This is a genomic window from Reyranella sp. (genome assembly GCF_965228225.1).
Lineage (GTDB): Bacteria > Pseudomonadota > Alphaproteobacteria > Reyranellales > Reyranellaceae > Reyranella.
Window position 1 is genome coordinate 347620 of the sequence record NZ_OZ245801.1, and the last position, 21308, is coordinate 368927.

The window sequence follows — 21308 nt, forward strand, 5'->3', positions numbered from 1 at the left end:
GCTGGTTGCCGATGAATGCGTCCGCAGCGATTTCCGGCGAGTCGGCCGACCCCCTTCTTGCGCCCCTGCTGGCGGGCAACCGGCGTGCGCTCGCACAGGCCATCACCCTGATCGAATCGACCCGCAGCGACCACCGCGCGCGCGCCGATGCCCTGCTGGCCGAGGTGCTGCCGCATAGCGGCCGCTCGGTGCGGCTCGGCATCACCGGCGTGCCGGGCGTCGGCAAGTCCACCCTGATCGAGCGTTTCGGCCTGTCGCTGCTCGACCGCGGCCGGTCTCTCGCCGTGCTGGCGATCGATCCCTCGTCCAAGCGCGGCGGCGGTTCGATCCTGGGCGACAAGACACGCATGGAAGAGCTGTCGCGCCGTCCGGGCGCCTTCATCCGGCCGTCGCCGGCCGGGATCACCCTGGGGGGAGTGGCGCGCCGCACCCGCGAGACCATGCTGCTGGTGGAAGCCGCCGGTTTCGACACGGTGATCGTCGAGACGGTGGGCGTCGGCCAGTCGGAGACGGCCGTCTCAGACATGGTCGACATGTTCATCGTGCTGCTGCTGCCGGCCGGCGGCGACGACCTGCAGGGCATCAAGCGCGGCGTCATCGAACTCGCCGACCTGATCGTGGTCAACAAGGCCGACGGCGACCTCAAGGCCACGGCCAGGCGCTCGGCCGCCGACTACCAGCATGCGCTGCGCATGCTGCGCTCGCCGACCCCCGGATGGACGCCCGAGGTCACGACCAGCTCGGCCCAGACGGGCGAGGGCATTCTCGAAATCTGGGAGGTCGTCGAGCGCTTCAACAAGGCGGTGGGCGAGACGGGGATCCAGAAGCGCCGCGCCGAGCAGGCCCGCGCCTGGATGTGGAACGAGGTCGGCGAGACCCTTCTGGCGGAGCTGAAGGGGCATCCCGAGGTCCGGCGGCGGGTCGGCGCCCTGGAGCGCGAGGTCGAGGCCGGCCGGCTCACGCCCGCCGCGGCGGCCCGATCCATGCTACAAGCCTTCCATGGCCGCTAAATCCTTCCTCAAGCGGGCGCGCCGCGCCGCCGAAGCCCAGCAGGGGCCTTTCTGGAAGCGCAAGACCCTCGCCGAGATGACCCAGCAGGAGTGGGAATCGCTCTGCGACGGCTGCGGCATGTGCTGCGTCAACAAGTTGGAATACGAGGGCACGGGCGAGCTTGCCCAGACCGACACCTGCTGCCGGCTGCTGGATCCCAAGACGGCGCTCTGCAAGGACTACAAGAACCGCAAGAAGATCGTGCCCGAGTGCATTCAGCTGACCCCAAAGGTGGTGGCCAAGATGGACTGGCTCCCCAGGACTTGTGGCTACCGGCTGGTCCACCTGAAGCAGGACCTCTATTGGTGGCATCCGCTGGTCTCCGGGGATCCGAATACCGTGCACGAGGCGGGGATCTCGGCCCGGGGGCGGGTGATCCCCGAGGATCAGGTCGAGGATATCAGCGAAAGAGTGGTGGACTGGTTCGCTTGACGGGCACCCTTCAGGCCCGTAAAAAGCCGGCCTTCCCGCCCTCCGGCGGGATCGTTTTTTTAGCGGATATCGCCATGCCTCGTCGTTGCGCCCTCTCGGGCAAGTCTGTCCAGTACGGCAACAATGTGAGCCACGCCAACAACAAGACGAAGCGCCGGTTCATGTCGAACCTCCAGGTCGCTTCGGTCCTGTCGGATGCGCTTGGCCATGCGGTGCGCCTGCGCCTGACCCCCCGCGGCATCAAGACGATCGAGCATAATGGCGGCATCGACGCCTACCTGCTCGACACGAACGACAGCAAGCTCTCGCCCGAGATGAAGGTGCTGAAGCGCCGCGTCGTGTCGGCCAAGGGCAAGAAGGAAGCCAAGAAGGCGGCTTAGGCTGAGCGAAGCTCAGCCTCCTGAGCGACAGGACATTGCCTTGCACTGTCCGAGAGCGCCGAAGGACGAACGCCCCTCGTGACCCCTCCGTCGTCGTAAGACGACGACACCTCCCCATTTGAATGGGGAGGGGGCCTATTGAGATAATTCGAACAGCATCAGAATGTTGCGCTGAAGCGGATTGAAATTGTCATCCGATATCAGCCAGAGCAGCGTCTCGCCTTTGGCGCCGCGCGTTGCCGCCAGCCCTTCGAGATTGTCGACCGCATAGGGTGAGGCAAGGCGCGCCAGCTCCTCGGGCTTTACCGTCGCACCGGGTTGGAGCTGGTTGGCGTCGAACCGCATCACCCGGACGCGCACCCCGCGCACCATGTCGAAGGCCCGCTCCAGCGTGGCGAACGAGCCGTCCGGCAGAACTGCCAGCGCCGTCGGCTTGTAATCGGGGATGGTGGCGTAGGCGAAGGCGCTCCAGGCGTAGCGGCCGTCCGCCTCGGGCTTGCCGATCCATCCCGTCACCGTATCGGCCTGCCGGCTGTATTCCTCGCTGATCGCGATCACCGTGCCGTCCGCGAGGGCCGCCATCGCCTCGATGCCGCCGTTGGCGGGCTGGCGGCCGATCTCGGCCGGGCCTTCGACCGGAAGCGGCATCTCCGTCAGCGTGCGATAGCGCCACAGCCGGTGGCGGCGCTCGAAGGCCACCAGCCACGATCCGTCGGGCAGGCGCGCGAACGCCTCCGCATCGGCTTCGGGCTTGCTCTCGATCGGCTTGCCGTCGAGGCCGCGCAGCTGCCCCATCCGGGCATCGTCCAGGCCAACCAGGGTGCCGTTGGCGTCGAAGCGGGGCGTGGCGACCAGCCAGGCACCCTCGTCGGAGATCGAGGTGAGGGTGCGGTTGTCGGGCGTGACGTGCAGGTCAGACAGGCCGCCGAAGTTGCGCAGGCTGGCGCGCATCTCGAGGCCGCCCCGCCAGACGAGGCGGCCGACGCGCGCAGCCTTGGGCTCGTCGATCTTGAGCGTGAGCGGCGAGCTCTCGATGGTGACAGGCTGTTCCTGCGCGCCGGCCGGCGGCGGCGAGACGCCGGCGCAGGCCGCGACGAGCAGGCAGAGCGTGAGAAGGACGCGGTTGGCCACCGGAGGCAGACGTGCGATCAGGCCGCGCGCTTACCGGATTTGGCTCCGAGCTTGCCTGCGCCCTTGCGCGAACCGCCGGCGGCGCGCGTGTCCTTCTTCTCGTCGTCGTCGAACAGGGAGGCGAGCTGCTCCATCATCGTGCCGCCCAGCTGGTCGGCGTCGACGATGGTGACGGCACGGCGATAGTAGCGCGTGACGTCATGGCCGATGCCGATGGCGACCAGTTCGACCGGCGAGCGCGTCTCGATCCAGTCGATGACGTCGCGCAGATGCCGCTCGAGATAGTTGCCCGGATTGACCGACAGGGTCGAATCGTCGACCGGCGCGCCGTCGGAGATGACCATCATGATCTTGCGCTCTTCGGGACGCGGCAGCAGGCGGCTGTGCGCCCACAGCAGCGCCTCGCCGTCGATGTTCTCCTTGAGGATGCCTTCGCGCAGCATCAGGCCCAGGTTCTTGCGGGCGCGTCGCCACGGCGCATCGGCCGGCTTGTAGACGATGTGGCGCAGGTCGTTGAGACGGCCCGGGTTGGCCGGCTTGCCGGCGGCGAGCCACTGCTCGCGGCTCTGGCCGCCCTTCCAGGCGCGCGTCGTGAAGCCCAGGATCTCGACCTTCACGCCGCAGCGCTCCAGCGTGCGGGCGAGGATGTCGGCGCTCATCGCCGCCACCGTGATCGGCCGGCCGCGCATCGAGCCCGAATTGTCGATCAGCAGCGAGACCACGGTGTCGCGGAAGTTGGTGTCGCGCTCGGTCTTGAACGACAGCGCATGCATCGGGTTGGTGACGACGCGGGTGAGGCGCGCGGCGTCGAGGATGCCCTCGTCGAGATCGAATTCCCAGGCGCGGTTCTGCTGCGCCATCAGGCGGCGCTGCAGGCGGTTGGCCAGTTTGCCGATGACGCCCTGGAGATGCGCCAGCTGCTGGTCGAGATGATTGCGCAGGCGGCCGAGTTCCTCGGCGTCGCACAGCGCGTCGGCCTCGACGATCTCGTCGAACTTGTTGGAATAGGCGTGATACTGCTGGCCGGCGGGCTCGTTGCTGAGCGCGCCCGGCGGCAGCCACGGACGCTCGGCGCGGCCCGGCTCCTCCTCGTCGCCCGAGCCCATCTGCATCTCGGTCTGGGCCTGGTCGGCGGCGGTCTCGGAGGCGTCGTCCTGCTCGGACGCGTCCTCGCTCTCCTCGCCCTGGGCGCCATAGCCCTGGGTCTCGCTCGAATCGCTCTGGTCGTCGCCGGTCTCGTTCGACTGACCGTCGGCGTTCTCCTGATCCTGCGAGTCCTCGTTGTCGTCGTCCTGCAGCTCGGCCGTCTCGTCGCCCAGCTTGAGGTCGCGAATGAGCTGGCGGGCGGCGCGGGCGAAGGCTTCCTGGTTGGCGAGCGAATCGCGCAGCTTCTGGAAGTCTCGGCCGGCGGCACTCTCGATGTCGGCGCGCCACATGTCGACCATCGCCTTGGCCGATTCGGGCGGCTCGGCGCCGAGCAGCTGCTCGCGGGCGATCAGACCGATCACGTCGGCGATCGGCGCGTCTTCCTTGGTCTTGATACGGGCATGGCCGCGCTGGTCGGAGCGCTGGCGCCACAGGGCGGAGAGGTTGTCGGCGACGCCGACCATCTTGCGGGCACCCAGCGCCTCGACGCGGACCTGCTCGACCGCCTCGAAGATCGCGCGCGCCGCCTCGCCGCGGGGCACGCGGCGCAGATGGGTCTTGCGATCGTGATGGCGCAGCTTCAGCGCCATCGAATCGGCCTCGCCGCGGACGCGGCTCACATCCTCGACCGGCAGATCGCGCGCCGGCACGGTGATGCGGGCTTCCTGGCCCAGCAGTGAACCGCCGTCGGGGACGAAGGCTACGTTCACTTCCTTGCGCGACACCGCCCGCATTGTGGTGGCGGTGACGCGACGAAACTCCTCGAGGGGAGTGGAGTCCTTGGCCATGCGGCCCTCTTTACTAACTTAGTGCAGCTTGCCGCCCTTGCCGCTCGTCGCCGGCAATTCCTTGCCGAAGCAGCGTTGATAGTACTCGGCGAGCGTGCTGCGCTCGACCTCGTCGCACTTGTTCAGGAAGGTGAGACGGAAGGCAAAGCCCACGTCGCCCCCGAAGATGCGCGCATTCTCGGCCCAGGTGATCACCGTACGCGGCGACATCACGGTCGAGATGTCGCCGGCGATGAAGCCCGCGCGCGTCAGCTCGGCCAGCGCCACCATGGCGGCGATGGTCTTGCGGCCTTCGTCGCTGTTGTAGTGCGGCGTCTTGGCGGCGACGATGTTCACTTCCTGCTCGTGCGGCAGGTAGTTCAGCGTCGTCACGATCGACCAGCGGTCCATCTGGCCCTGGTTGATCTGCTGCGTGCCGTGATAGAGGCCGGTCGTGTCGCCGAGGCCGACCGTGTTGGCGGTCGAGAACAGGCGGAACGCCGGATGCGGATGGATGACCTTGTTCTGGTCGAGCAGGGTGAGCTTGCCGTCGACCTCGAGCACGCGCTGGATCACGAACATGACGTCGGCGCGGCCGGCATCGTATTCGTCGAACACCAGGGCCGTCGGGTTCTGCAGCGCCCACGGCAGGATGCCCTCACGGAACTCGGTCACCTGCTTGCCGTCGCGCAGCACGATGGCGTCCTTGCCGATCAGGTCGATACGCGAGATGTGGCTGTCGAGGTTGACGCGGAGGCACGGCCAGTTGAGGCGCGACGCGACCTGCTCGATGTGCGTCGACTTGCCGGTGCCGTGATAGCCCTGGACCATCACACGGCGATTGTGGGCGAAGCCGGCGAGGATCGCCATCGTCGTGTCGTGGTCGAACAGGTAGGCATCGTCGACCTGGGGCACGTGCTCGGTCGGTGTGCTGAAAGCCGGCACTTCCATGTCGGTATCGATGCCGAAAACCTGACGCGCAGAAACCTTGATATCCGGCATGCCCGAAACATTCTGACGCGCCGCGGTCGTCGTAGAGGCCATCACACGAATTCCTACAAAACAATGCCCGCCAATTGCGGGCCAATTGATAGTCGCAGGCAGGATTGTGCACTGCAAGCGGCCAAATGCAGGAGCGGCCCCAAGCAGGGCTAAATCATTCCACGGGGAGAGATTCGCAGGCTCGCAGAGTGGAATAGGCGGCGTTGATCTCCTTGAGCTTCTCCTCGGCCTCCCGGGCGCCGCCGTTGGCGTCCGGGTGGTGGAGCTTCACCAGCTCCTTGTACCGGGATTTCACGACTTTCCGGGTAAGCGGCCATGAAAGTTCGAGGACATCGAGCGCGTTGCGCTCCGCCGGGGTGAGTTGTTCGCTGCCATCGTACTTCGGCGGCGGCTTCTCCCCGAGACCGGCATCGTCGGCCAGGCCGAACGGGTCCTTGATGTGGGCGTAGGGATTGCCGTTGCGGCGGGCGCCCAGCGGCCAGACCGGGCGCCGCCAGGTCGTGTCAGCGCGGATGTGGGCCTCGATCTCGTCGGAGTCCAGGCCGGCGAAATAATCCCACTTCTTGTTGTAGTCGCGGACATGCTCGAGGCAGAACCAGCGATACTCGTCGAGCTTGTCGCGCGCGCGCGGCGCACGATATTCACCGGCGAGCCGGCAGCCCGGTGCCTCGCAGACGCGCTGGTGCAGCTTCGCACCGTCCAGTGCCGCCAATGGGTTCGCTCGCCGTCGGGCCATCGGGCTAATATGTGTTCAACCAATTGAACCGGCAAGATGAGGCAAGATGGTCATGGGCAAAGTGGCAACGGCGATTGACAGCAAGCTTCGGGCGGCCTTCGTGCCGGTGCGCCTGGCCATCGAAGACGAATCCTCGAAGCATCACGGCCATGCCGGATGGCGCGAAGGGGGCGAGACTCATTTCCGGGTGGAGATCGTGTCGCAGGCCTTCGAGGGAAAGACCCGTGTCGCCCGCCAGCGCCTCGTCTATGCCGCCCTCAAGGAAGAACTCGACGCCGGCCTGCATGCGCTGGCGATGGAAACCCTGACGCCGGCCGAAGACGGAAAGCGCTAGCCTTCCATCTCCACGTCCTTGCCGTCGACGGCGGCGCGCACGGCTTCGGCGTCGGGGCCGGTATAGAAGTGCGGCACCCAGCGCCGGGTGACCTCACTGTCCGACGCCCAGGTGTGGCAGGTGTCGAGCATGTAGGGCTTGCGCGGCGGCTTGGCGGGCGCGTTCGGATCCTTCGGCGGCAGGGTGCCGGTCTTCTCGCGATGCGCCCGGTTGAGATCCTGCGCCTTCTTCGACGAAACGGTCTGGAAGACCGTCGTGGCGACCGGCCCCAGCAGCTCGACGATGTGCGTGCAGCCATGGATGCCGCCCAGCCGCTCGCGCACCGCCCGGTGGAAGCCGCCGCCGATGCGCAGGCCGATCAGCTTCTTGAAGGCCGGCGCGATGTCGCCGCACATGCGGTAGGGCGACTTGTCGGTCACCGCCTCGGCATCGACGATCGTGAACTTGTGGTCGATCGTCAGCCGGATCGACATGTCGTGCACGAAGTCGCCCGGCTGCAGCGGGCCGCGCCATTCGTTGGCGTGTTCGTAGGTCTTCTCGTCGGTGATGCGGCCCTCGATGTCCCACAGCCCGTCGTCGCGGAAAAAGCCCTGGCAGACGACGCGGCGCGTATGAAGGTGCTGTCGCCCGACCGGCGGCGAAAGCGGCATGGTCGTTCCTCGTGGTGTCAGGTGGAAGTCAGTTGCCCGCCTGTATGGCGGCGGGCGGCACGATCCGCAACTCGGCGACGCGGGTGCCCTCGCGCTTCAGAATCTCGAAGCGGAAACCGTAAAATGCATAAACCTGGCCGACTTCGGGGATGCGGCGCGCCTCGTGCAGCACCAGCCCGGCGATGGTCGTGGCGACACTCTCGGGCAGGCCCCAGCCGAATTCGCGGTTGAGGTCGCGGATCGGCACGTCGCCCCGGCAGACCACGCTGCCGTCGTCGCGCCGGGCCACACCGCGGCGGATGGCATCGTGCTCGTCCTCGATGTCGCCGACGATCTCCTCGATGATGTCCTCGAGCGTCACGATGCCGCGCAGCGCGCCGTATTCGTCGACGACGATGGCGAAATGCTCGTGCCGGGCGCGGAACGCCTCGAGCTGGTCGAACAGCACCGTCGACTCCGGGATGAACCAGGGCGGGGTCAGGATCGGATCGATCTGCACCGATTTCGGACCGCCCGCCGCCTCGACCGCCCGGAAGAGATCCTTGGCGTGCATGATGCCCACCACATTGTCGGCCTCGCCGCGATAGAGCGGGATGCGCGTGTAGGGCGCCGCCAGCATCTGCGTGACGATGGCCTCGGTCGGCTGATCGGCGTCGATCAGGGCGACGTTGCCGCGATGGGTCATCACGTCGCCCACCGTGCGGTCGCCCAGGTCGAGCACGGAGCGCAGCATCGCCTTCTCGGCGGGCGCGCTGTCGCCGATCTGGCCCTCGCCGTGCAGGTCGATGGCGCCGCGCAGCGCTTCGCTCTGCTCGTCGGCGTCGGGCGTGCGGTCGGTGCGCACCTTCAGCAGCCGGAGGAAGAAGCGCGAGACGGCGGCGACCCCGCGTGCCATCGGCCCCAGGATGGTCAGCGTGACCATGATCGACGGCGCCAGCGCCAGGGCCACCCGGTCGGCCCGCAGCAGCGCCCAGGTCTTGGGCATGACCTCGGCGAAGATGACGATCAGGACGCCGATGACCAGGGTGGCGTAGACCACGCCCGCCGCGCCGAACAGGGCCGTCAGCACCGCCGTCGAGAGCGAGGCGGAGAAGATGTTGACCACGTTGTTGCCCAGCAGGACGGCGCTCACCGTCTCGTCCTTGCGGTCGAGCAGCGCATTCACGATGACGGCCTTCGGATGGCCCTGCAGGGCGAGGCGATGCATGCGCGGCCGCGAGGCGCCCGTGATCGCCGTCTCCGCGGCCGAGAGGTAGGCCGCCAGGAACAGGCAGACCACCACGAGCGGGATCGCGAGCGAAAGCGGGATGTCGAAATGGAGTTCGGCGTCCATGCCCGGCCTAGGCCGCGATGGCGTCGTCGAGCAGGCCGCGCAGGCCGGCCTCGTCGACGTCGCGGGTGACGAAGGAGCGGCCGATGCCGCGCGCGAGCACGAAGGTGAGCTTGCCGCCCTCGGCCTTCTTGTCGCCGCGCATGTGCTCGATCAGCTTCGCCGCGCTCCAGATGCGGCTGTTGTCGCCGCCGATCGTGCGCAGCCGGACCGGCAGTCCGACGGCGCCGAGATGGCGGCGCACACGCTCCGCATCCTCGGGCGGGCAGAGGCCCAGCCGGGCCGAGAGATCGAAGGCCATCGCCATGCCCGCGCCGACCGCCTCGCCGTGCAGCAGCGCCCCGCCGAAGCCGGTTTCGGCCTCCAGCGCATGGCCGAACGTGTGGCCGAGATTGAGCAGCGCGCGCAGGTCGGTGGTCTCGCGCTCGTCGGCGGCCACGATGCGCGCCTTGGAAAGGCAGCTCTGCTCGATCGCGTAGGTGCGTGCCGCGGCATCGCCCGCCAGCACGGCCTCGCCGTTCTTCTCGCACCAGGTAAAGAAATCCGGATCGTCGATCAGCCCGTACTTCGCGACCTCGGCATAGCCCGCCAGCAGCTCGCGGCGCGGCAGCGTGTCGAGCACCGTGGTGTCGGCCAGCACGAGGCGCGGCTGGTAGAAGGCGCCGACCAGGTTCTTGCCGTGTCGCGTATTGATGCCGGTCTTGCCGCCGACCGAGGAATCGACCTGTGCCAGAAGGGTCGTCGGCACCTGGATGAAGTCGACGCCGCGCAACAGCACGGCCGCGGCGAAGCCCGTGAGGTCTCCGACGACGCCGCCGCCCAGCGCCACCAGCGTGGTCTTGCGGTCGGGGCGCAGGTCGAGCAGGTCGTTCATCAGGCGGCCGAAGCTCGCGAAGTCCTTGCTGCTTTCGCCGGCGGGCACGGTGACCGTGCGGGTCTCGATGCCGGCCCTGTCGAACGAAGCGGCGAGGCGCGCGCCGTAGAGCGGCGCCACGGTGTCGTCGCTCACGATGGTGACCCGCGGCGCGGCCAGCAGCGGGCGCGCGAGCTCGCCGGCGCGGTCGATCAGGCCGGGACCGATGGCGATGTCATAGTCGCGACCGGCCAGGTCGACGCGGATGGTGCGGGGCGAACTCATGTCGTTTGTCCTGATGTCTGGGCCTGCAGATACGCGCGGATCGCGTCGAGGACCTGTTCCGTGGTGCGCTCGGCCGGCTGCGCGGTCGAATCGACCACGATGTCGGCCTCGGCGTAGATCGGGTAGCGCTGCTGCATCAGGCGCGCGAGAATTTCCTTGGGATCGCCCTGGCGGAGCAGCGGCCGGTGCGTGCGCTTCTTCACCCGGTCGAACAGCACGTCGAGTTCGGCGCGCAGCCAGACCGTCAGCGCGCGGGTCTTCATCAGCGACCGCGTCTCGGGGTCCATGTAAGCGCCGCCACCCGTCGACAGGACGTGCGGCGTCTCCTCCAGCAGGCGGCCGATCACGCGGCGCTCGCCGGCGCGAAACTCCTGTTCGCCATATCGTTCGAAGAATTCAGCGATCGTGCAGCCGGCCGCGCGCTCGATCTCGTCGTCTGCATCGACGAACGGGAGGCCGAGCCTTGCCGCCAGTCGCTTGCCGATGGCGCTCTTGCCCGCGCCCATCAACCCGACGAGGGCAACGGTGCGCGGCAAGGACAGGGGGGAAGTGGCGTCCATGTCGAGCTGCAGGCCATGGATGTCGCCCATAATGACGCGGGTTTCAAGCGACCGGTCCCGAAGTGGGCCGAGATCGCTCTCGGCAATTGCCGCCCGGACGGCAGGCGGGTAGGTTGCCGCGGTCGTGGCCCTGTTCCGCTCCCGAAACCGATTCAGCATGCCCACCCTGCGTCTCGGGCCTGTGATCATCGTCGCCGTCCTGACCCTGGTGTTTGCCGGGTTGGTGGCCCTTGCGTTCGTCGAACCGCGCCCCCCACTCAAGCACTTCGAGATCACGGTGCCCAATGAACGTTTTGCGCGCTGACTGCAGCGGGCTGACGGTTCGACCGGCTTCCACAGTCTCGATCGCGCGCGGCCGATGAAGCGCAAGCCGCCCTTCAAGCATGTCCGCGAGGCCGAGGCCTTTCTCGAGATGCTGCAGGCGGAGCGCGGCGCCTCCAAGAACACGCTGCTGGCCTATGGCGCCGACCTGGCCGATCTCCAGGGTTTCCTGGGGCGGCGCAAGCAGAGCCCGGCGACGGCGGATGCGGCGGCGTTGCGCGCCTATCTGAAGTCGCTCGACTTCGTCGGCATGACGCCGCGCACGGTCGCGCGCCGTCTTTCGGTGATGCGCCAGTTCTTCCGTTTCCTGCTCGCGGAGCGGCTGCGCGAGGACGATCCGGCCAGCACCCTGGATTCGCCGCGGCTGGGGCGGCCTCTGCCCAAGGTCCTGTCGCGCGAGGAAGTCGACCGGCTGATCGAGGCGGCGCGGACCAAGGACGCGGTCGATGGCGGGCGCATGGCCACGCTGCTGGAGATCCTCTACGCAGCCGGTCTGCGCGTGTCGGAGCTGGTGAGCCTTCCCCTGTCCGCCGTCGAACGCGATCCCTCGATGCTGCTGGTCCGCGGCAAGGGCGACAAGGAGCGGCTGGTGCCGCTGTCGGACCCGGCGCGGACGGCCATCGTCGCGTGGCTGCACATGCGCCGCGGTCAGCTGGCCGAGGGCGAGACCTCGCGGTTCCTGTTCCCCTCGCGCGGCCGCACCGGGCACCTGACACGACAGCGTTTCGCACAGCTCCTGAAGGAAGCCGCGCTGGCCGCGGACATCGATCCCGCGCGGGTGTCGCCGCACGTGTTGCGCCACGCTTTCGCCAGCCATCTGCTGGCGGGAGGCGCCGATCTGCGCTCGGTCCAATTGATGCTGGGCCATGCAGATATCGCCACCACGCAGATCTACACGCATGTGCTCGACGAAAAGCTGCGCTCCCTGGTCCAGGAGCATCACCCGCTGGCCCGGCGAAAGCGCCGGCCGGCCGGTTGACAGGATTCGACGACCGGGCGACACCTGCCCGCAATGACGATTTACCTCGACTTCGAGAAGCCGATTGCGGAGCTGGAAGGCAAGATCGCCGAGCTTCGGCATCTTCCCAATTCCGGCGATGTCGACATCGCCGAGGAAGTCATGCGCCTGCAGGAAAAGGCGCATAAGCAGATTCGCGCGACCTACGCCAAGCTGACGCCGTGGCAACGGGTGCAGGTTGCCCGCCATGCCGAGCGGCCGCATGCCCAGGCCTATATCGACCGGCTGATCACCGACTACACGCCGCTGGCCGGCGACCGCGCCTTCGGCGAGGACGCCGCCATCGTGGGCGGCATGGGCCGACTGCAGGGCCGCAGCATCGTGGTGCTGGGCCAGCAGAAGGGCGACGACACCGACTCGCGCATCAAGCACAATTTCGGCATGGCGCGGCCCGAAGGCTATCGCAAGGCGCAGCGCCTGATGCGGCTGGCCGACCGCTTCAAGCTGCCGGTGCTGACCCTGGTCGACACGCCGGGCGCCTATCCCGGTATCGAGGCCGAGGCGCGCGGCCAGGCGGAAGCGATCGCCAGCTCGATCGAGACCTGCCTCGGGCTCGGCGTGCCGCTGGTCAGCGTGGTGATCGGCGAGGGCGGTTCGGGCGGTGCGCTCGCCATCGCCTCGGCCGACCGCGTCTACATGCTGGAGAACTCGGTCTACTCGGTGATCACACCGGAAGGCTGCGCCTCGATCCTGTGGCGCAACAACGCCAACGCGCAGGATGCCGCCGAGGCGATGAAGGTGACAGCGGCCGATCTCAGGAAGCTCGAAGTGATCGACGACGTGATCCCCGAGCCGATGGGCGGCGCCCATCGCGCGCCCGGCGAGACGATCGACGTCGTGGGCAAGGTCGTGGCCGAAGCGATCGCCGACCTGTCCAAGCTCGACGCCGACACGTTGCGCGAGCGTCGCCAGGACAAGTTCCTGGCTATGGGCAAGAAGGGTCTCTGACTTCCTTGTCGCTGCGCCTCAGCGTTCTCGACCAGTCGCCGATCCGCAAGGGCGGCACGCCGGCCGAAGCCGTGCGCGACACGCTCGAACTGGCGCAGCTTTGCGACCGGCTCGGCTACACGCGCTACTGGCTGGCCGAGCACCATAGCAGCGAGGCGCTGGCCGGCTCGACGCCCGAGGTCTTGATCACGCGGGTCGCGGGCCTCACCGAGCGCATCCGGGTCGGATCGGGCGGCGTGATGCTGCCGCACTACAGCGCCTACAAGGTGGCGGAGAACTTCCGCATGCTGGAGACGCTGTTCCCCGGCCGCATCGATGTCGGTATCGGGCGAGCCCCGGGCAGCGACCAGCACACGATGCGCATCCTGGCCGACGGCAAGCCCAACTGGAGCGATGCGGAGAAGTATCCCTACCAGGTACGCGACCTGGTCGCCTGGCTGCACGACGCGCTGCCGCTGAACCACGAAGGCACCGGCGTCGTGGCGCAGCCGACCGGCGAGACGGCTCCCGACGTCTGGCTGCTGGGATCGAGCGACGACAGCGCCGCCTTGGCCGCCCATTTCGGCCTGCCCTTCTGCTTCGCGCATTTCATCAATCCCGATGGCGGCGATGGGGTGACGCGCGCCTATCGTGCCCACTTCAAGCCGTCGTCACTTCATCCCAAGCCCTTGCCGATGATGGCGATCTCGGTGCTCTGCGCCGAGACCGACGAGGAGGCCGACCTGCTGTCGCGCAGCCGCGAGGTCTGGGCGATGCGTCTGCGGACGCTCGGCAATCCGGGGCCCGTCCCGTCGGTCGCGGAAGCGACGGAAGCCGCCAAAGCGCCCGGCGCGGAGCGCTGGCTGCCGGCGCTGCGCCGCCGCTCGGTGGTCGGCTCGCCCAAGACGGTGAGGGCGGGCCTCGAACGCCACGCCGCCGCCTACGAGGTCGACGAGATCATGGCGGTGACGATCTGCTACGACTTCGAGAAGCGCAAACGCTCCTACGAATTGCTGGCCGAGGAATTCGGGTTAAGCTGAAAACTAAACCCGTCGTCTCGACCGGAGCGCGCAGCGCGGAGTGGAGAGACCTTCTATCGACAAATAGCCGGCAAATTGTGGAGAGAAGGTCTCTCCACTCCGCCTCGCTGCGCTCGGCTCCGGTCGAGACGACGGGCTTTTCTTAGAGCCCCGCCAGCGGGAATCCCCTGCCCTTGCCGTTCTGCGGCCGGCGCTTCTCGATCATCGCGCGGGCCTCGCTCACGCGGCCGGCCTTCACCATCGCGGACGTCACCAGATATTCGAGCAGGTCGCGCTGCGCGCGGCTGCCGCCCAGACGCTCATGCGTGGCGAGCAGCGGTTCGATCTCCGCGATGGCGCAACTCCAGTCGCCCTGCGCATAGGCCTCGAAGCCGCGCGCCATCGGCGCCAGCAGGTCGGCCGTCGGGCCAGCCGGCGTCTCGGCAAACTTCGCCAGGGCTGTGCCGTCGCCGGCCATCGCGTAGGCCAGCACCGTGTGCATGTCGACGAAGCCCAGGCCCGGCCGTGCGAACCACTTGGTGGCGTAGTCCGCCAGCTCGCGCCAACGCTCCGGCTGGCGCGCCTCGCCCGCCATTTCGGCGCGGGCCAGGAAGGCCGCGCAGTCGGTCGCGACGTTGATCTGCGGGCCCCAGGCGACGGCGGGACTGAGCGCCTCGTCGTAGAGGCGCCAGGCCTGCTCCATCTGCCCGGTTTCCATCGACCACAGCGCGAGATGCCAGTTGTTGTGGACATGCATCAGGCCTTCGCGCGGATAGTCCTTCATCCAGTCCTGCAGGAAGGCCAGCCCGGCTTCGCGTTCGCCCAGTTCGTAGAAGAGATGGCCGCGGATGTGTGCGGCATGGGCGCTCTTCGGGAAGGCCGCCAGCGCGGCGTCGATGTTGCGCTGGCCCTCGTCGAGCTTCTGCAGCTCGATCTGCGCGAAGGCGAGCTGCGTGCGGTACCACCAGTCGTCGCCGTAATGCTTCTCGAACGGTTCGAGAAGGGCGAGCTGGTCGACCTCGCGGCCGGGCTTGCCGGAGAAACCGATCAGACCGAACACGCTGGTCGCCGGCGCGAGCGCCATGGCGTCGCGCGGCCAGTCCTTCATGTGCTCGCGGATCGCCTCGAGCGCAGCGGCACCCTGGCCGGTCAGGATCTTCTCGAAGATCGCGATCTGGCTCTGCTCGCGCGGGCTGGCGCCGCCGGCCAGCTCCTTTGCACGCGCGAGCGGCGCCTTGGCCTCGTGTCCGCGGCCGAGCAACTGCTTGGCGCGCGCGAGCGAGATATGGCCCAGCGCGAACGTCTCGTCGGCCTCGACGGCCCGCTGGAAGGCCGCGTCCATGCCGGGCATCGCGGCCATCAGGCTGTCGACGCCCGCCAGATAGGCATCGCGCGCCGCGGCCGATGGCGTGCCGAGTTCGTTGCCGTAGCGATCCTGCAGGCTCATCACTTCTCCTTGCCCGCCGTGGGATCCCACATTGGCGACGCCATGGTCTCGCTGAAATTCTTGAACATCAGGTTGAACGAGATGCTGATGCGCTCGCTCTCGCCGTCATTGGCCGGCACCGTGTGCTTCAGCCAGGAGGGGAAGATCACCATGCGGCCCTCCTTGCTCGGCGCGTTGGCGCCGTTGGCGGTGAGGCGCGTGAACTGGCGCGGCTTGGGCATGATCATCGAGGCCTGGCCGCGCGGATCCTGGAACAGGATCTGCGAGCCGCCGGCCGGGATCGACACGTAGTAGACGCCGCTCAGGTAGTTGTTCGGATGATGGTGCATCGGATGGTAGGCGCCGGGCGGATTGACGTTCGCCCAGCAGCCGGTGATCGCCATCGGATACTGATCGACCTGGAGGAAGCGGGCGACTCCGCGGCCCGCCGTCTCGACCAGCTTGGCGAACTCCGCAAACGCCGGTCGCGTGTGGAGGTCCTGCGGCGTCTGCCAGTTGCTGCCGGCCGGCACCTTGGATCGCGGCGCGATCAGACGTTCGATCTCGGCCTTGAGTTTCGCATTGAGGTTGGCCGCGGCGGCCGGCTGGAGGTCCACGATCCACAACGGGGTCGGGAATATCTCCTGCACTTCCTGCTTCTCGATCATGGCCGAAAGTATATCCCGCGATTGCCCGATTGTCCGTTAGGTGATCCAATCCGCCGCATAAGCAAGAGCAAGGAGAAAGCCCGGTGGCTGTGTCGATCCATGCCGTGACGCCCGACTTCGTGGCCGAAGTCGGCGATGTCGCCCTGAACAAGGTCTCGCCCGAGGACCTCGCCGCGATCCGCGAGGCTTTCACAAAGTATGCGGTTCTGGTCTTCCCGGACCAGGAATTCGACGACGACGGCCAGCTCGCCTTCGCGCGCCATTTCGGTCCACTGGAGACGACCGTCTTCATGGCGCGCAAGGGCCATAACCTGCGCCTGCACCAGAACATGGCCGATGTCGGCAATCTCGACGCCGAGAACCGCATCCTCGAGACGAACAACCGCCAGCGCCTCTACAATCTCGGCAATCGCCTCTGGCACACGGACTCGTCGTTCAAGCGCCTGCCGGCCTACTGCTCGATGCTGCATGCGCGCTCGATCCCGCCGATCGGCGGCCATACCGAGTTCGCCGACATGCGCGCGGCCTACGACGCGCTGCCGGACTCGACCAAGGAGCGCATCGCCGGGCTGGTCGCCGAGCACTCGATCATGACGTCGCGCGGCAAGCTCGGCTTCAAGGACTTCGACGAGAGCGAGCGCGCCGCCTTCGCACCGGTGCCGCAGGTGCTGGTGCGCCGCCTGCCGGACTCCGGCCGCATGAGCCTCTACATCGCCAGCCACGCCGGCGCGATCCGCGGCATGGCCGACGACGAGGCGCGCCAGCTCATCGACGAGCTGACCGCGCATGCCACGCAACGCCAGTTCGTCCACGCCCATCGCTGGCGCGAGAACGACCTGGTCATCTGGGACAACCGCTGCACCATGCATCGCGGCATGGAGTTCGACGACCAGCGCTACAAGCGCGACATGCGCCGCGCCACCGTCTCCGACGTCGCCCCGACCTGCGAGCAGATGGGCCTGTCGGTCGCCGCGGAGTAGGTAGGGTTTCCGCCGCCAGAATTCGGCCGTCGACCCTTACGAATGGAAAAGCGGCGAGAGCACGGCTCCCACCACGTAGACGACGGCGGCAAGGATCGATGCCGCAACGCCGACATAGCTCAAAGCGAAGGCTGCCCGAATGAACGACCACGCTGCCAACAGAAGAGCGACGGTTAGGCAAACGCTTGTCCAGGGCGTGACGAGAGCTGTCACCGTGAGGCCTATACTCAACAGCGCCATTAGAACGCCCGTACCAGGTGCCTCGCGTCGGACGATCTTGTCTTCGTCTTCAGCCGCCATATGCTCTCCATGAGTACGTCACAAGAGCGACGAGTGCCGGCACGGTTGCCAGCCAGGGAAAGCGCGTGTTTTGCCATAAGTGCATCCCAACGGCGGCTATGCACGCCGGCAGGATCCAGAAGAAGGCAAGCACTGCCAGAAACTGGAATCCTGGTAGGGGAGCGCCGACGATCGCCAGGATCCCCATCGCCAAGTGTGGCAGCGATGCGAACCAGGCACCGGTGATCCAGACCAAGAAAATTGCCGCGAGGATCCAGGTCCCCCAACTCCGCACGCTCGCGTTCACGAACCTCTCCAGAACCACCCGAAGGTGAACGCACCAGCCAGCAACATCGATGCGAGGGTGACCAGCGCGGGGGCCACCGCAAGCCACGGAACGCGCGTCTTCTGCCACAGATGCAGTGCGCTGTAGGCGATAACTGGCAGCAGAACCCAAAGAATGCCGTACGTCACGAGAAGGCGCACAGCCAGGGTCGATGGCGGTGAAGCCGTGCTGCTGAGCATCACGATCATGAGCACAGGCATGGTCGCGATTCCTGAAACGACGATGCTGGTAAAGAAGCCCCCCGAGAAGATCCAAGTCCCCCATTTCTGCATCCTGGCGTTCACGTTCGGTCCTCACTCTCTGCCGGAAGGAACCCTACCTGTTTGCAAAGTCGATTGCATTCGTCAGTCGTACTTCCCCCTAATAGGAGTTCGTCTCTGAGAGAAGTTCACGCAGATGCATCCACATTCTCTTTTTATCGGCATGGCGTTGATGCTCCTCACCATCTTCTTCGGAGTCCTTGCGTGGACGGGTCGCATCTCGATCGGCCCGTGGACGCTTCTTGATCGACGAACCGACCCCAAGGGGTTCTGGATAGTCTTCGTCGCGTACCTGGCGTTGATCGCCTGGAGTGTGAAGGACCTACCCGACATGCTCGAGCGGGTGGCCGCGATGAACGCCAAACTCAAGCAACGATCCGCCAGTCCTGAGTAATAAACTGCCGGGTGACGCACTGCCCTCAATCGAGTAGACGCCGCATGATCGTCCGCCGCCATGGCGGATGGCCATGGCTGTTCTCTTCCATGGCCTGCATGCGGAAGACGTGCGGCCAGTCTCCGCGCGGCATCTCCTCGAAGCCGCGGCGCGCGTAGTAGGGCGCGTTCCACGGAACATCGCGATAGGTCGAGAGATGGAGCGTGCGATGACCCAGGCTACCGGCCACGGCTGCGACGCGCTCGATCAACGCGCTGCCATATCCCTGGCCTTGCCAGCGTTGAAGCACCGACAGCTGATCGAGCCAGGCGGCGCCGGCGGGGAACTTCATCAACGCGAAGCCGACCGGCCGGTTGAGGGCCGAGACGGCCACCCAGAGCCGGCCCTCGCGCCGGCCGGCTTCGAGCGAGGCGAGGCTGGCGGGCGGCATGTCGACGACCCGGCCGAGGCCCGCGCGGCGATAGCGCAGGTCTGCTTCGCTTTCGATCTGCGGCAGCAGCTTGATTTCGTGCGGGTGCGGGCGGCGAATCATGGCAGGGGATTGGTTAGGCTGGCTGAAAATCCGGAGGAAGCACCCATGACCATCGACATCGAACCGCTCAAGAAGGAACTCGGCCGCCGGATCGAGGACGAGGACGTCGTCACGCAGGCGCCGCTCAAGGCGATGATCGCGACCTTCGACCGCGACGACAAGGTGCCGGGGGAGGGCGAGCCGATCGCGCCGGGCTGGCATCTCTGCTTCCTGCATTCCTACGCCCGCCGCAACGTGCTGGCCGAGGACGGGCTGCCGACCGAGGGTGGCGTGCTGCCCAAGATCCTGCTGCCGCGCCGCATGTATGCCGGCTCGACCTTCACCTTCGAGGGCGATATCCGCGTCGGCGACAGACTGCGCCGCGAGACCGAGTTCTCCGATGTGCAGCTGCGGGGCGGCGGCACCGGCAGCCTGATCGTCACCAGCCAGACGCGCCGCATCTACACGCCGCGCGGACTCGCCGTCACCGAGGTCGCCAACACGGTGTTCCGTGAGGAGGTGAAGGCCGGGGAGAAGAGCGGCGTGCCGGTGCGCGAGGCGGCCCCCACCGACGTGCCGTGGCGGCGCACCATCAAGGTCGATCCGGTGATGCTGTTCCGTTACTCGGCCATCACCTTCAACCCGCATCGCATCCATTACGACCGGACCTACTGCATCGAGACCGAGGGCTATCCCGGCCTGGTCGTGCACGGGCCCTTCGCCCAGCAATGCCTGTTCGACCTGCTGCGCGATTCCAACCCCGGGCGGCCGATCAGGACCTTCGCCATCCGCGCCCGCGCGCCGCTGTTCGACACCGCGCCGTTCGACGCGATCGGCCGGCCGACCGCGGACGGCAAAGGCGCGGAACTGTGGACGGTGACGCCCCAGGGCACGATCGCGGCGCAGGCGACGGCCACCTTCGCCTAGAGTCTGTTTGAATGTAATTGTGATCCAACTACCTCCTCATGCTGAGGAGGCTGCGGAGCAGCCGTCTCGAAGCATGGGCTACAGACACCACGCTCGTTGCCCATCCTTCGAGACGCGCGCTGCGCGCGCTCCTCAGGATGAGGTATTTGGGGGCTGACTTTGAGTCAGAAAGACTCCGGGTTGCGGATGCAAGCACCGCCCCTGCCGCGGTTCCTGATTCCGCGGCTGCCGTTCTTCTATGGCTGGGTGGTGCTGGGCTGCATCTGCCTCGCGGGCTTCGCGCGCCAGGGGCCGGCGGTGGCCGTGCTCTCGATCTTCGTCGTGCCGATGACCGAGGCGTTCGGCTGGTCGCGCACGGAGATGTCGGGCGCGGTGTCGCTGGGCGGCGTGCTCGCGGCCGTCCTCTCGCCGCTGATCGGGCCGTTCGTCGACCGCCGCGGCGCGCGACTCGTGCTCTGCCTCGCGGTGGCGGGTACGGGCATCGCCTGTATGGCGCTGTCGCTCATCCAGTCGCTGCTGCTGTTCTACGTGCTGTTCTGCTTCGCCCGCATGATCTGGGCCGGGCCGTTCGACCTCGGCCTCTACGGCGCGCTCAACAACTGGTTCGTCGCCCGCCGGGGCATCGCCGCCTCGTTCGCCACCCTGGCGCAGATGTCGGGGCTGGTCGGGCTGCCGCTGATCGCGCAGTTCGCCATAAGCGGTGCCGACTGGCGCGCCGGCTGGATCGCGGTCGGCGCCACCGTGCTGCTGGTCGGCTTCGTGCCGTGCTGGCTCTTGCTGGTGCGGCGGCCGGAGGATGTCGGCCTGCAGCCCGACCGCTTGGCCGACGGCAAGGCGCCGCCCCTGGTCGAGCCGCGCTGGAGCCGGGCACAGGCGATGCGGACGCCCGCCTTCTGGCTGCTCTCGCTGTACACGGTCCTGCTGTTTCCCGTGCAGGCCGGCGTCAGCCTGCACAATGCGCCGCACCTGATCGAGCGCGGCCTGTCGCCGGTCGCGGCGGCCTCGGTGATCGCCTTCGTCGCGATGCTCTCAGGCGCGGCGAGCTTCGGCATCGGCTTCCTGCCGCGCCGGTGGCCTGTACGCTACCAGATGGCGCTGTGTGCGGCGTGCATGGCGCTCGGCAGCTACGGGCTGATCTTCGTTTCCGGGGTGGAGAGCGCGATGGCGGCGGCCGGCCTGTTCGGCGTCGGCATCGGCGGAATCATGCTGCTCCTGCCCGTGGCCTGGGCCGACTATTTCGGTCGCGAGAGCTATGGCGCCATCCGCGGCGTGGCGCTGTCGTTGCAGGTGACGGCACAGGCCGCCGGGCCGCTGGCCTCGGGCATGCTGCGCGACTGGAGCGGCACCTATACCGATTCGCTGCTGCTGTTCAGCACGCTGGCGACGCTGGGCGTGATCGCGGCGCTGGCGGCGCAGCGGCCGCGGCTTCTGTCAAAAACTACCTCACCCTGAGGAGCGCTCCATAGGAGCGCGTCTCGAAGGGTGGGAGCCCGCACCGTGTTTGTTGCCCATCCTTCGAGACGGCCTTCGGCCTCCTCAGGATGAGGTGGTCCGGAAAGACTCTAGGCTGTGGTGA

At 67.5% G+C, this 21308-nt stretch carries 26 protein-coding genes; 12 read left to right on the forward strand and 14 right to left on the reverse strand.

What is annotated here, in order from left to right; translation table 11 throughout:
* Nucleotides 1-11: 11 nt before the first annotated feature.
* The 3 genes from meaB (at nt 12) to rpmB (ending at nt 1862) form a co-directional block, all read left to right on the forward strand.
* A complete protein-coding gene (gene meaB, locus ACO07K_RS01650) occupies nt 12-1010 on the forward strand; it encodes a methylmalonyl Co-A mutase-associated GTPase MeaB (RefSeq protein ID WP_422034191.1) in 999 nt (332 codons plus the stop codon).
* Nucleotides 1000-1482 carry a YcgN family cysteine cluster protein gene (locus ACO07K_RS01655; RefSeq protein ID WP_422034193.1) on the forward strand — a complete coding sequence of 161 codons (483 nt, stop codon included), beginning with the start codon at nt 1000-1002 and terminating at the stop codon, nt 1480-1482. Before meaB ends, ACO07K_RS01655 begins: the two co-directional genes overlap by 11 nt.
* A 74-nt stretch (nt 1483-1556) precedes the next feature.
* Nucleotides 1557-1862, forward strand: coding sequence for a 50S ribosomal protein L28 (gene rpmB, locus ACO07K_RS01660; protein ID WP_298311961.1), 306 nt, complete (start codon nt 1557-1559; stop codon nt 1860-1862).
* Nucleotides 1863-1997: 135 nt separating this feature from the next.
* On the opposite strand, the gene ACO07K_RS01665 is transcribed toward rpmB, so the two are convergent.
* From ACO07K_RS01665 to ACO07K_RS01680, 4 genes are all read right to left on the reverse strand, one after another.
* A complete protein-coding gene (locus ACO07K_RS01665; RefSeq protein WP_422034195.1) occupies nt 1998-2993 on the reverse strand; it encodes an esterase-like activity of phytase family protein in 996 nt (331 codons plus the stop codon).
* 17 nt (nt 2994-3010) lie between these two features.
* Nucleotides 3011-4927, reverse strand: coding sequence for a cobaltochelatase subunit CobT (gene cobT, locus ACO07K_RS01670; protein WP_422034196.1), 1917 nt, complete (start codon nt 4925-4927; stop codon nt 3011-3013).
* Nucleotides 4928-4945: 18 nt separating this feature from the next.
* Nucleotides 4946-5950 carry a cobaltochelatase subunit CobS gene (gene cobS, locus ACO07K_RS01675; protein ID WP_298311969.1) on the reverse strand — a complete coding sequence of 335 codons (1005 nt, stop codon included), beginning with the start codon at nt 5948-5950 and terminating at the stop codon, nt 4946-4948.
* Between the two features lie 112 nt (nt 5951-6062).
* The gene (locus tag ACO07K_RS01680) at nt 6063-6620 is read right to left on the reverse strand and encodes a J domain-containing protein (RefSeq protein ID WP_422034197.1); all 558 of its coding nucleotides are present in this window, start codon (nt 6618-6620) and stop codon (nt 6063-6065) included.
* A 76-nt stretch (nt 6621-6696) separates the two neighbouring features.
* On the opposite strand from ACO07K_RS01680, the gene ACO07K_RS01685 reads away from it, so the two are divergent.
* Nucleotides 6697-6978, forward strand: coding sequence for a BolA family protein (locus ACO07K_RS01685; RefSeq protein WP_422034198.1), 282 nt, complete (start codon nt 6697-6699; stop codon nt 6976-6978).
* Here the strand turns inward: ACO07K_RS01685 and ACO07K_RS01690 are convergent.
* The 4 genes from ACO07K_RS01690 to ACO07K_RS01705 are packed head-to-tail and all read right to left on the reverse strand — an operon-like array spanning nt 6975 to nt 10686.
* Nucleotides 6975-7628, reverse strand: a complete 654-nt coding sequence (locus ACO07K_RS01690) for a DUF2889 domain-containing protein (RefSeq protein WP_422034199.1) — start codon at nt 7626-7628, stop codon at nt 6975-6977. The genes ACO07K_RS01685 and ACO07K_RS01690 overlap by 4 nt on opposite strands.
* Nucleotides 7629-7656: 28 nt before the next feature.
* Nucleotides 7657-8961 carry an HlyC/CorC family transporter gene (locus ACO07K_RS01695; protein ID WP_422034201.1) on the reverse strand — a complete coding sequence of 435 codons (1305 nt, stop codon included), beginning with the start codon at nt 8959-8961 and terminating at the stop codon, nt 7657-7659.
* A gap of 7 nt (nt 8962-8968) precedes the next feature.
* Nucleotides 8969-10096 carry a 3-dehydroquinate synthase gene (gene aroB, locus ACO07K_RS01700; protein ID WP_422034202.1) on the reverse strand — a complete coding sequence of 376 codons (1128 nt, stop codon included), beginning with the start codon at nt 10094-10096 and terminating at the stop codon, nt 8969-8971.
* On the reverse strand, nt 10093-10686 hold the full coding sequence (locus tag ACO07K_RS01705; protein WP_422034203.1) for a shikimate kinase: 594 nt from the start codon (nt 10684-10686) through the stop codon (nt 10093-10095). Before ACO07K_RS01705 ends, aroB begins: the two co-directional genes overlap by 4 nt.
* Before the next feature lie 127 nt (nt 10687-10813).
* Between ACO07K_RS01705 and ACO07K_RS01710 the strand changes: the two genes are divergently transcribed.
* The 4 genes from ACO07K_RS01710 to ACO07K_RS01725 are packed head-to-tail and all read left to right on the forward strand — an operon-like array spanning nt 10814 to nt 13962.
* Nucleotides 10814-10960, forward strand: a complete 147-nt coding sequence (locus ACO07K_RS01710) for a hypothetical protein (RefSeq protein WP_422017075.1) — start codon at nt 10814-10816, stop codon at nt 10958-10960.
* A 54-nt stretch (nt 10961-11014) separates the two neighbouring features.
* Nucleotides 11015-11956: a site-specific tyrosine recombinase XerD gene (gene xerD, locus ACO07K_RS01715; protein ID WP_422034204.1), complete on the forward strand. Its 942-nt coding sequence runs from the start codon at nt 11015-11017 to the stop codon at nt 11954-11956.
* A gap of 33 nt (nt 11957-11989) precedes the next feature.
* The gene (locus ACO07K_RS01720; protein WP_422034205.1) at nt 11990-12943 is read left to right on the forward strand and encodes an acetyl-CoA carboxylase carboxyltransferase subunit alpha; all 954 of its coding nucleotides are present in this window, start codon (nt 11990-11992) and stop codon (nt 12941-12943) included.
* Nucleotides 12944-12948: 5 nt separating this feature from the next.
* Nucleotides 12949-13962, forward strand: coding sequence for an LLM class flavin-dependent oxidoreductase (locus ACO07K_RS01725; protein WP_422034207.1), 1014 nt, complete (start codon nt 12949-12951; stop codon nt 13960-13962).
* Between the two features lie 142 nt (nt 13963-14104).
* Here the strand turns inward: ACO07K_RS01725 and ACO07K_RS01730 are convergent, their stop codons facing one another.
* Together ACO07K_RS01730 and ACO07K_RS01735 are read right to left on the reverse strand one after the other, a co-directional pair.
* Nucleotides 14105-15388: a tetratricopeptide repeat protein gene (locus ACO07K_RS01730; protein WP_422034208.1), complete on the reverse strand. Its 1284-nt coding sequence runs from the start codon at nt 15386-15388 to the stop codon at nt 14105-14107.
* Entirely contained in the window at nt 15388-16035 is a 648-nt protein-coding gene (locus ACO07K_RS01735; RefSeq protein ID WP_422034209.1) for a 2OG-Fe(II) oxygenase family protein, read from the reverse strand. The genes ACO07K_RS01730 and ACO07K_RS01735 overlap by 1 nt, the downstream gene beginning before the upstream one ends.
* 83 nt (nt 16036-16118) lie before the next feature.
* Between ACO07K_RS01735 and ACO07K_RS01740 the strand changes: the two genes are divergently transcribed.
* Entirely contained in the window at nt 16119-17015 is an 897-nt protein-coding gene (locus ACO07K_RS01740) for a TauD/TfdA dioxygenase family protein (RefSeq protein WP_422034210.1), read from the forward strand.
* Between the two features lie 36 nt (nt 17016-17051).
* Here ACO07K_RS01740 and ACO07K_RS01745 read toward each other — a convergent pair whose 3' ends face one another.
* Genes ACO07K_RS01745 through ACO07K_RS01755 form a run of 3 tightly spaced genes read right to left on the reverse strand, consistent with a single transcriptional unit; the run spans nt 17052 to nt 17924 of the window.
* The gene (locus ACO07K_RS01745; RefSeq protein WP_422034211.1) at nt 17052-17315 is read right to left on the reverse strand and encodes a hypothetical protein; all 264 of its coding nucleotides are present in this window, start codon (nt 17313-17315) and stop codon (nt 17052-17054) included.
* Nucleotides 17305-17601, reverse strand: coding sequence for a hypothetical protein (locus ACO07K_RS01750; RefSeq protein WP_422034212.1), 297 nt, complete (start codon nt 17599-17601; stop codon nt 17305-17307). Before ACO07K_RS01750 ends, ACO07K_RS01745 begins: the two co-directional genes overlap by 11 nt.
* Entirely contained in the window at nt 17598-17924 is a 327-nt protein-coding gene (locus ACO07K_RS01755) for a hypothetical protein (RefSeq protein WP_422034213.1), read from the reverse strand. The genes ACO07K_RS01750 and ACO07K_RS01755 overlap by 4 nt, the downstream gene beginning before the upstream one ends.
* 148 nt (nt 17925-18072) lie before the next feature.
* Here ACO07K_RS01755 and ACO07K_RS01760 point away from each other — a divergent pair, with 148 nt between their 5' ends.
* Nucleotides 18073-18294: a hypothetical protein gene (locus ACO07K_RS01760; RefSeq protein WP_422034214.1), complete on the forward strand. Its 222-nt coding sequence runs from the start codon at nt 18073-18075 to the stop codon at nt 18292-18294.
* A 25-nt stretch (nt 18295-18319) separates the two neighbouring features.
* Here the strand turns inward: ACO07K_RS01760 and ACO07K_RS01765 are convergent, their stop codons facing one another.
* Nucleotides 18320-18826, reverse strand: coding sequence for a GNAT family N-acetyltransferase (locus ACO07K_RS01765; RefSeq protein WP_422034215.1), 507 nt, complete (start codon nt 18824-18826; stop codon nt 18320-18322).
* A 45-nt stretch (nt 18827-18871) separates the two neighbouring features.
* Here ACO07K_RS01765 and ACO07K_RS01770 point away from each other — a divergent pair, with 45 nt between their 5' ends.
* Both ACO07K_RS01770 and ACO07K_RS01775 read left to right on the forward strand, forming a co-directional pair.
* Entirely contained in the window at nt 18872-19732 is an 861-nt protein-coding gene (locus tag ACO07K_RS01770) for an FAS1-like dehydratase domain-containing protein (protein WP_422034216.1), read from the forward strand.
* 186 nt (nt 19733-19918) lie between these two features.
* Entirely contained in the window at nt 19919-21184 is a 1266-nt protein-coding gene (locus ACO07K_RS01775) for an MFS transporter (protein ID WP_422034217.1), read from the forward strand.
* Nucleotides 21185-21308 lie beyond the last annotated feature (124 nt).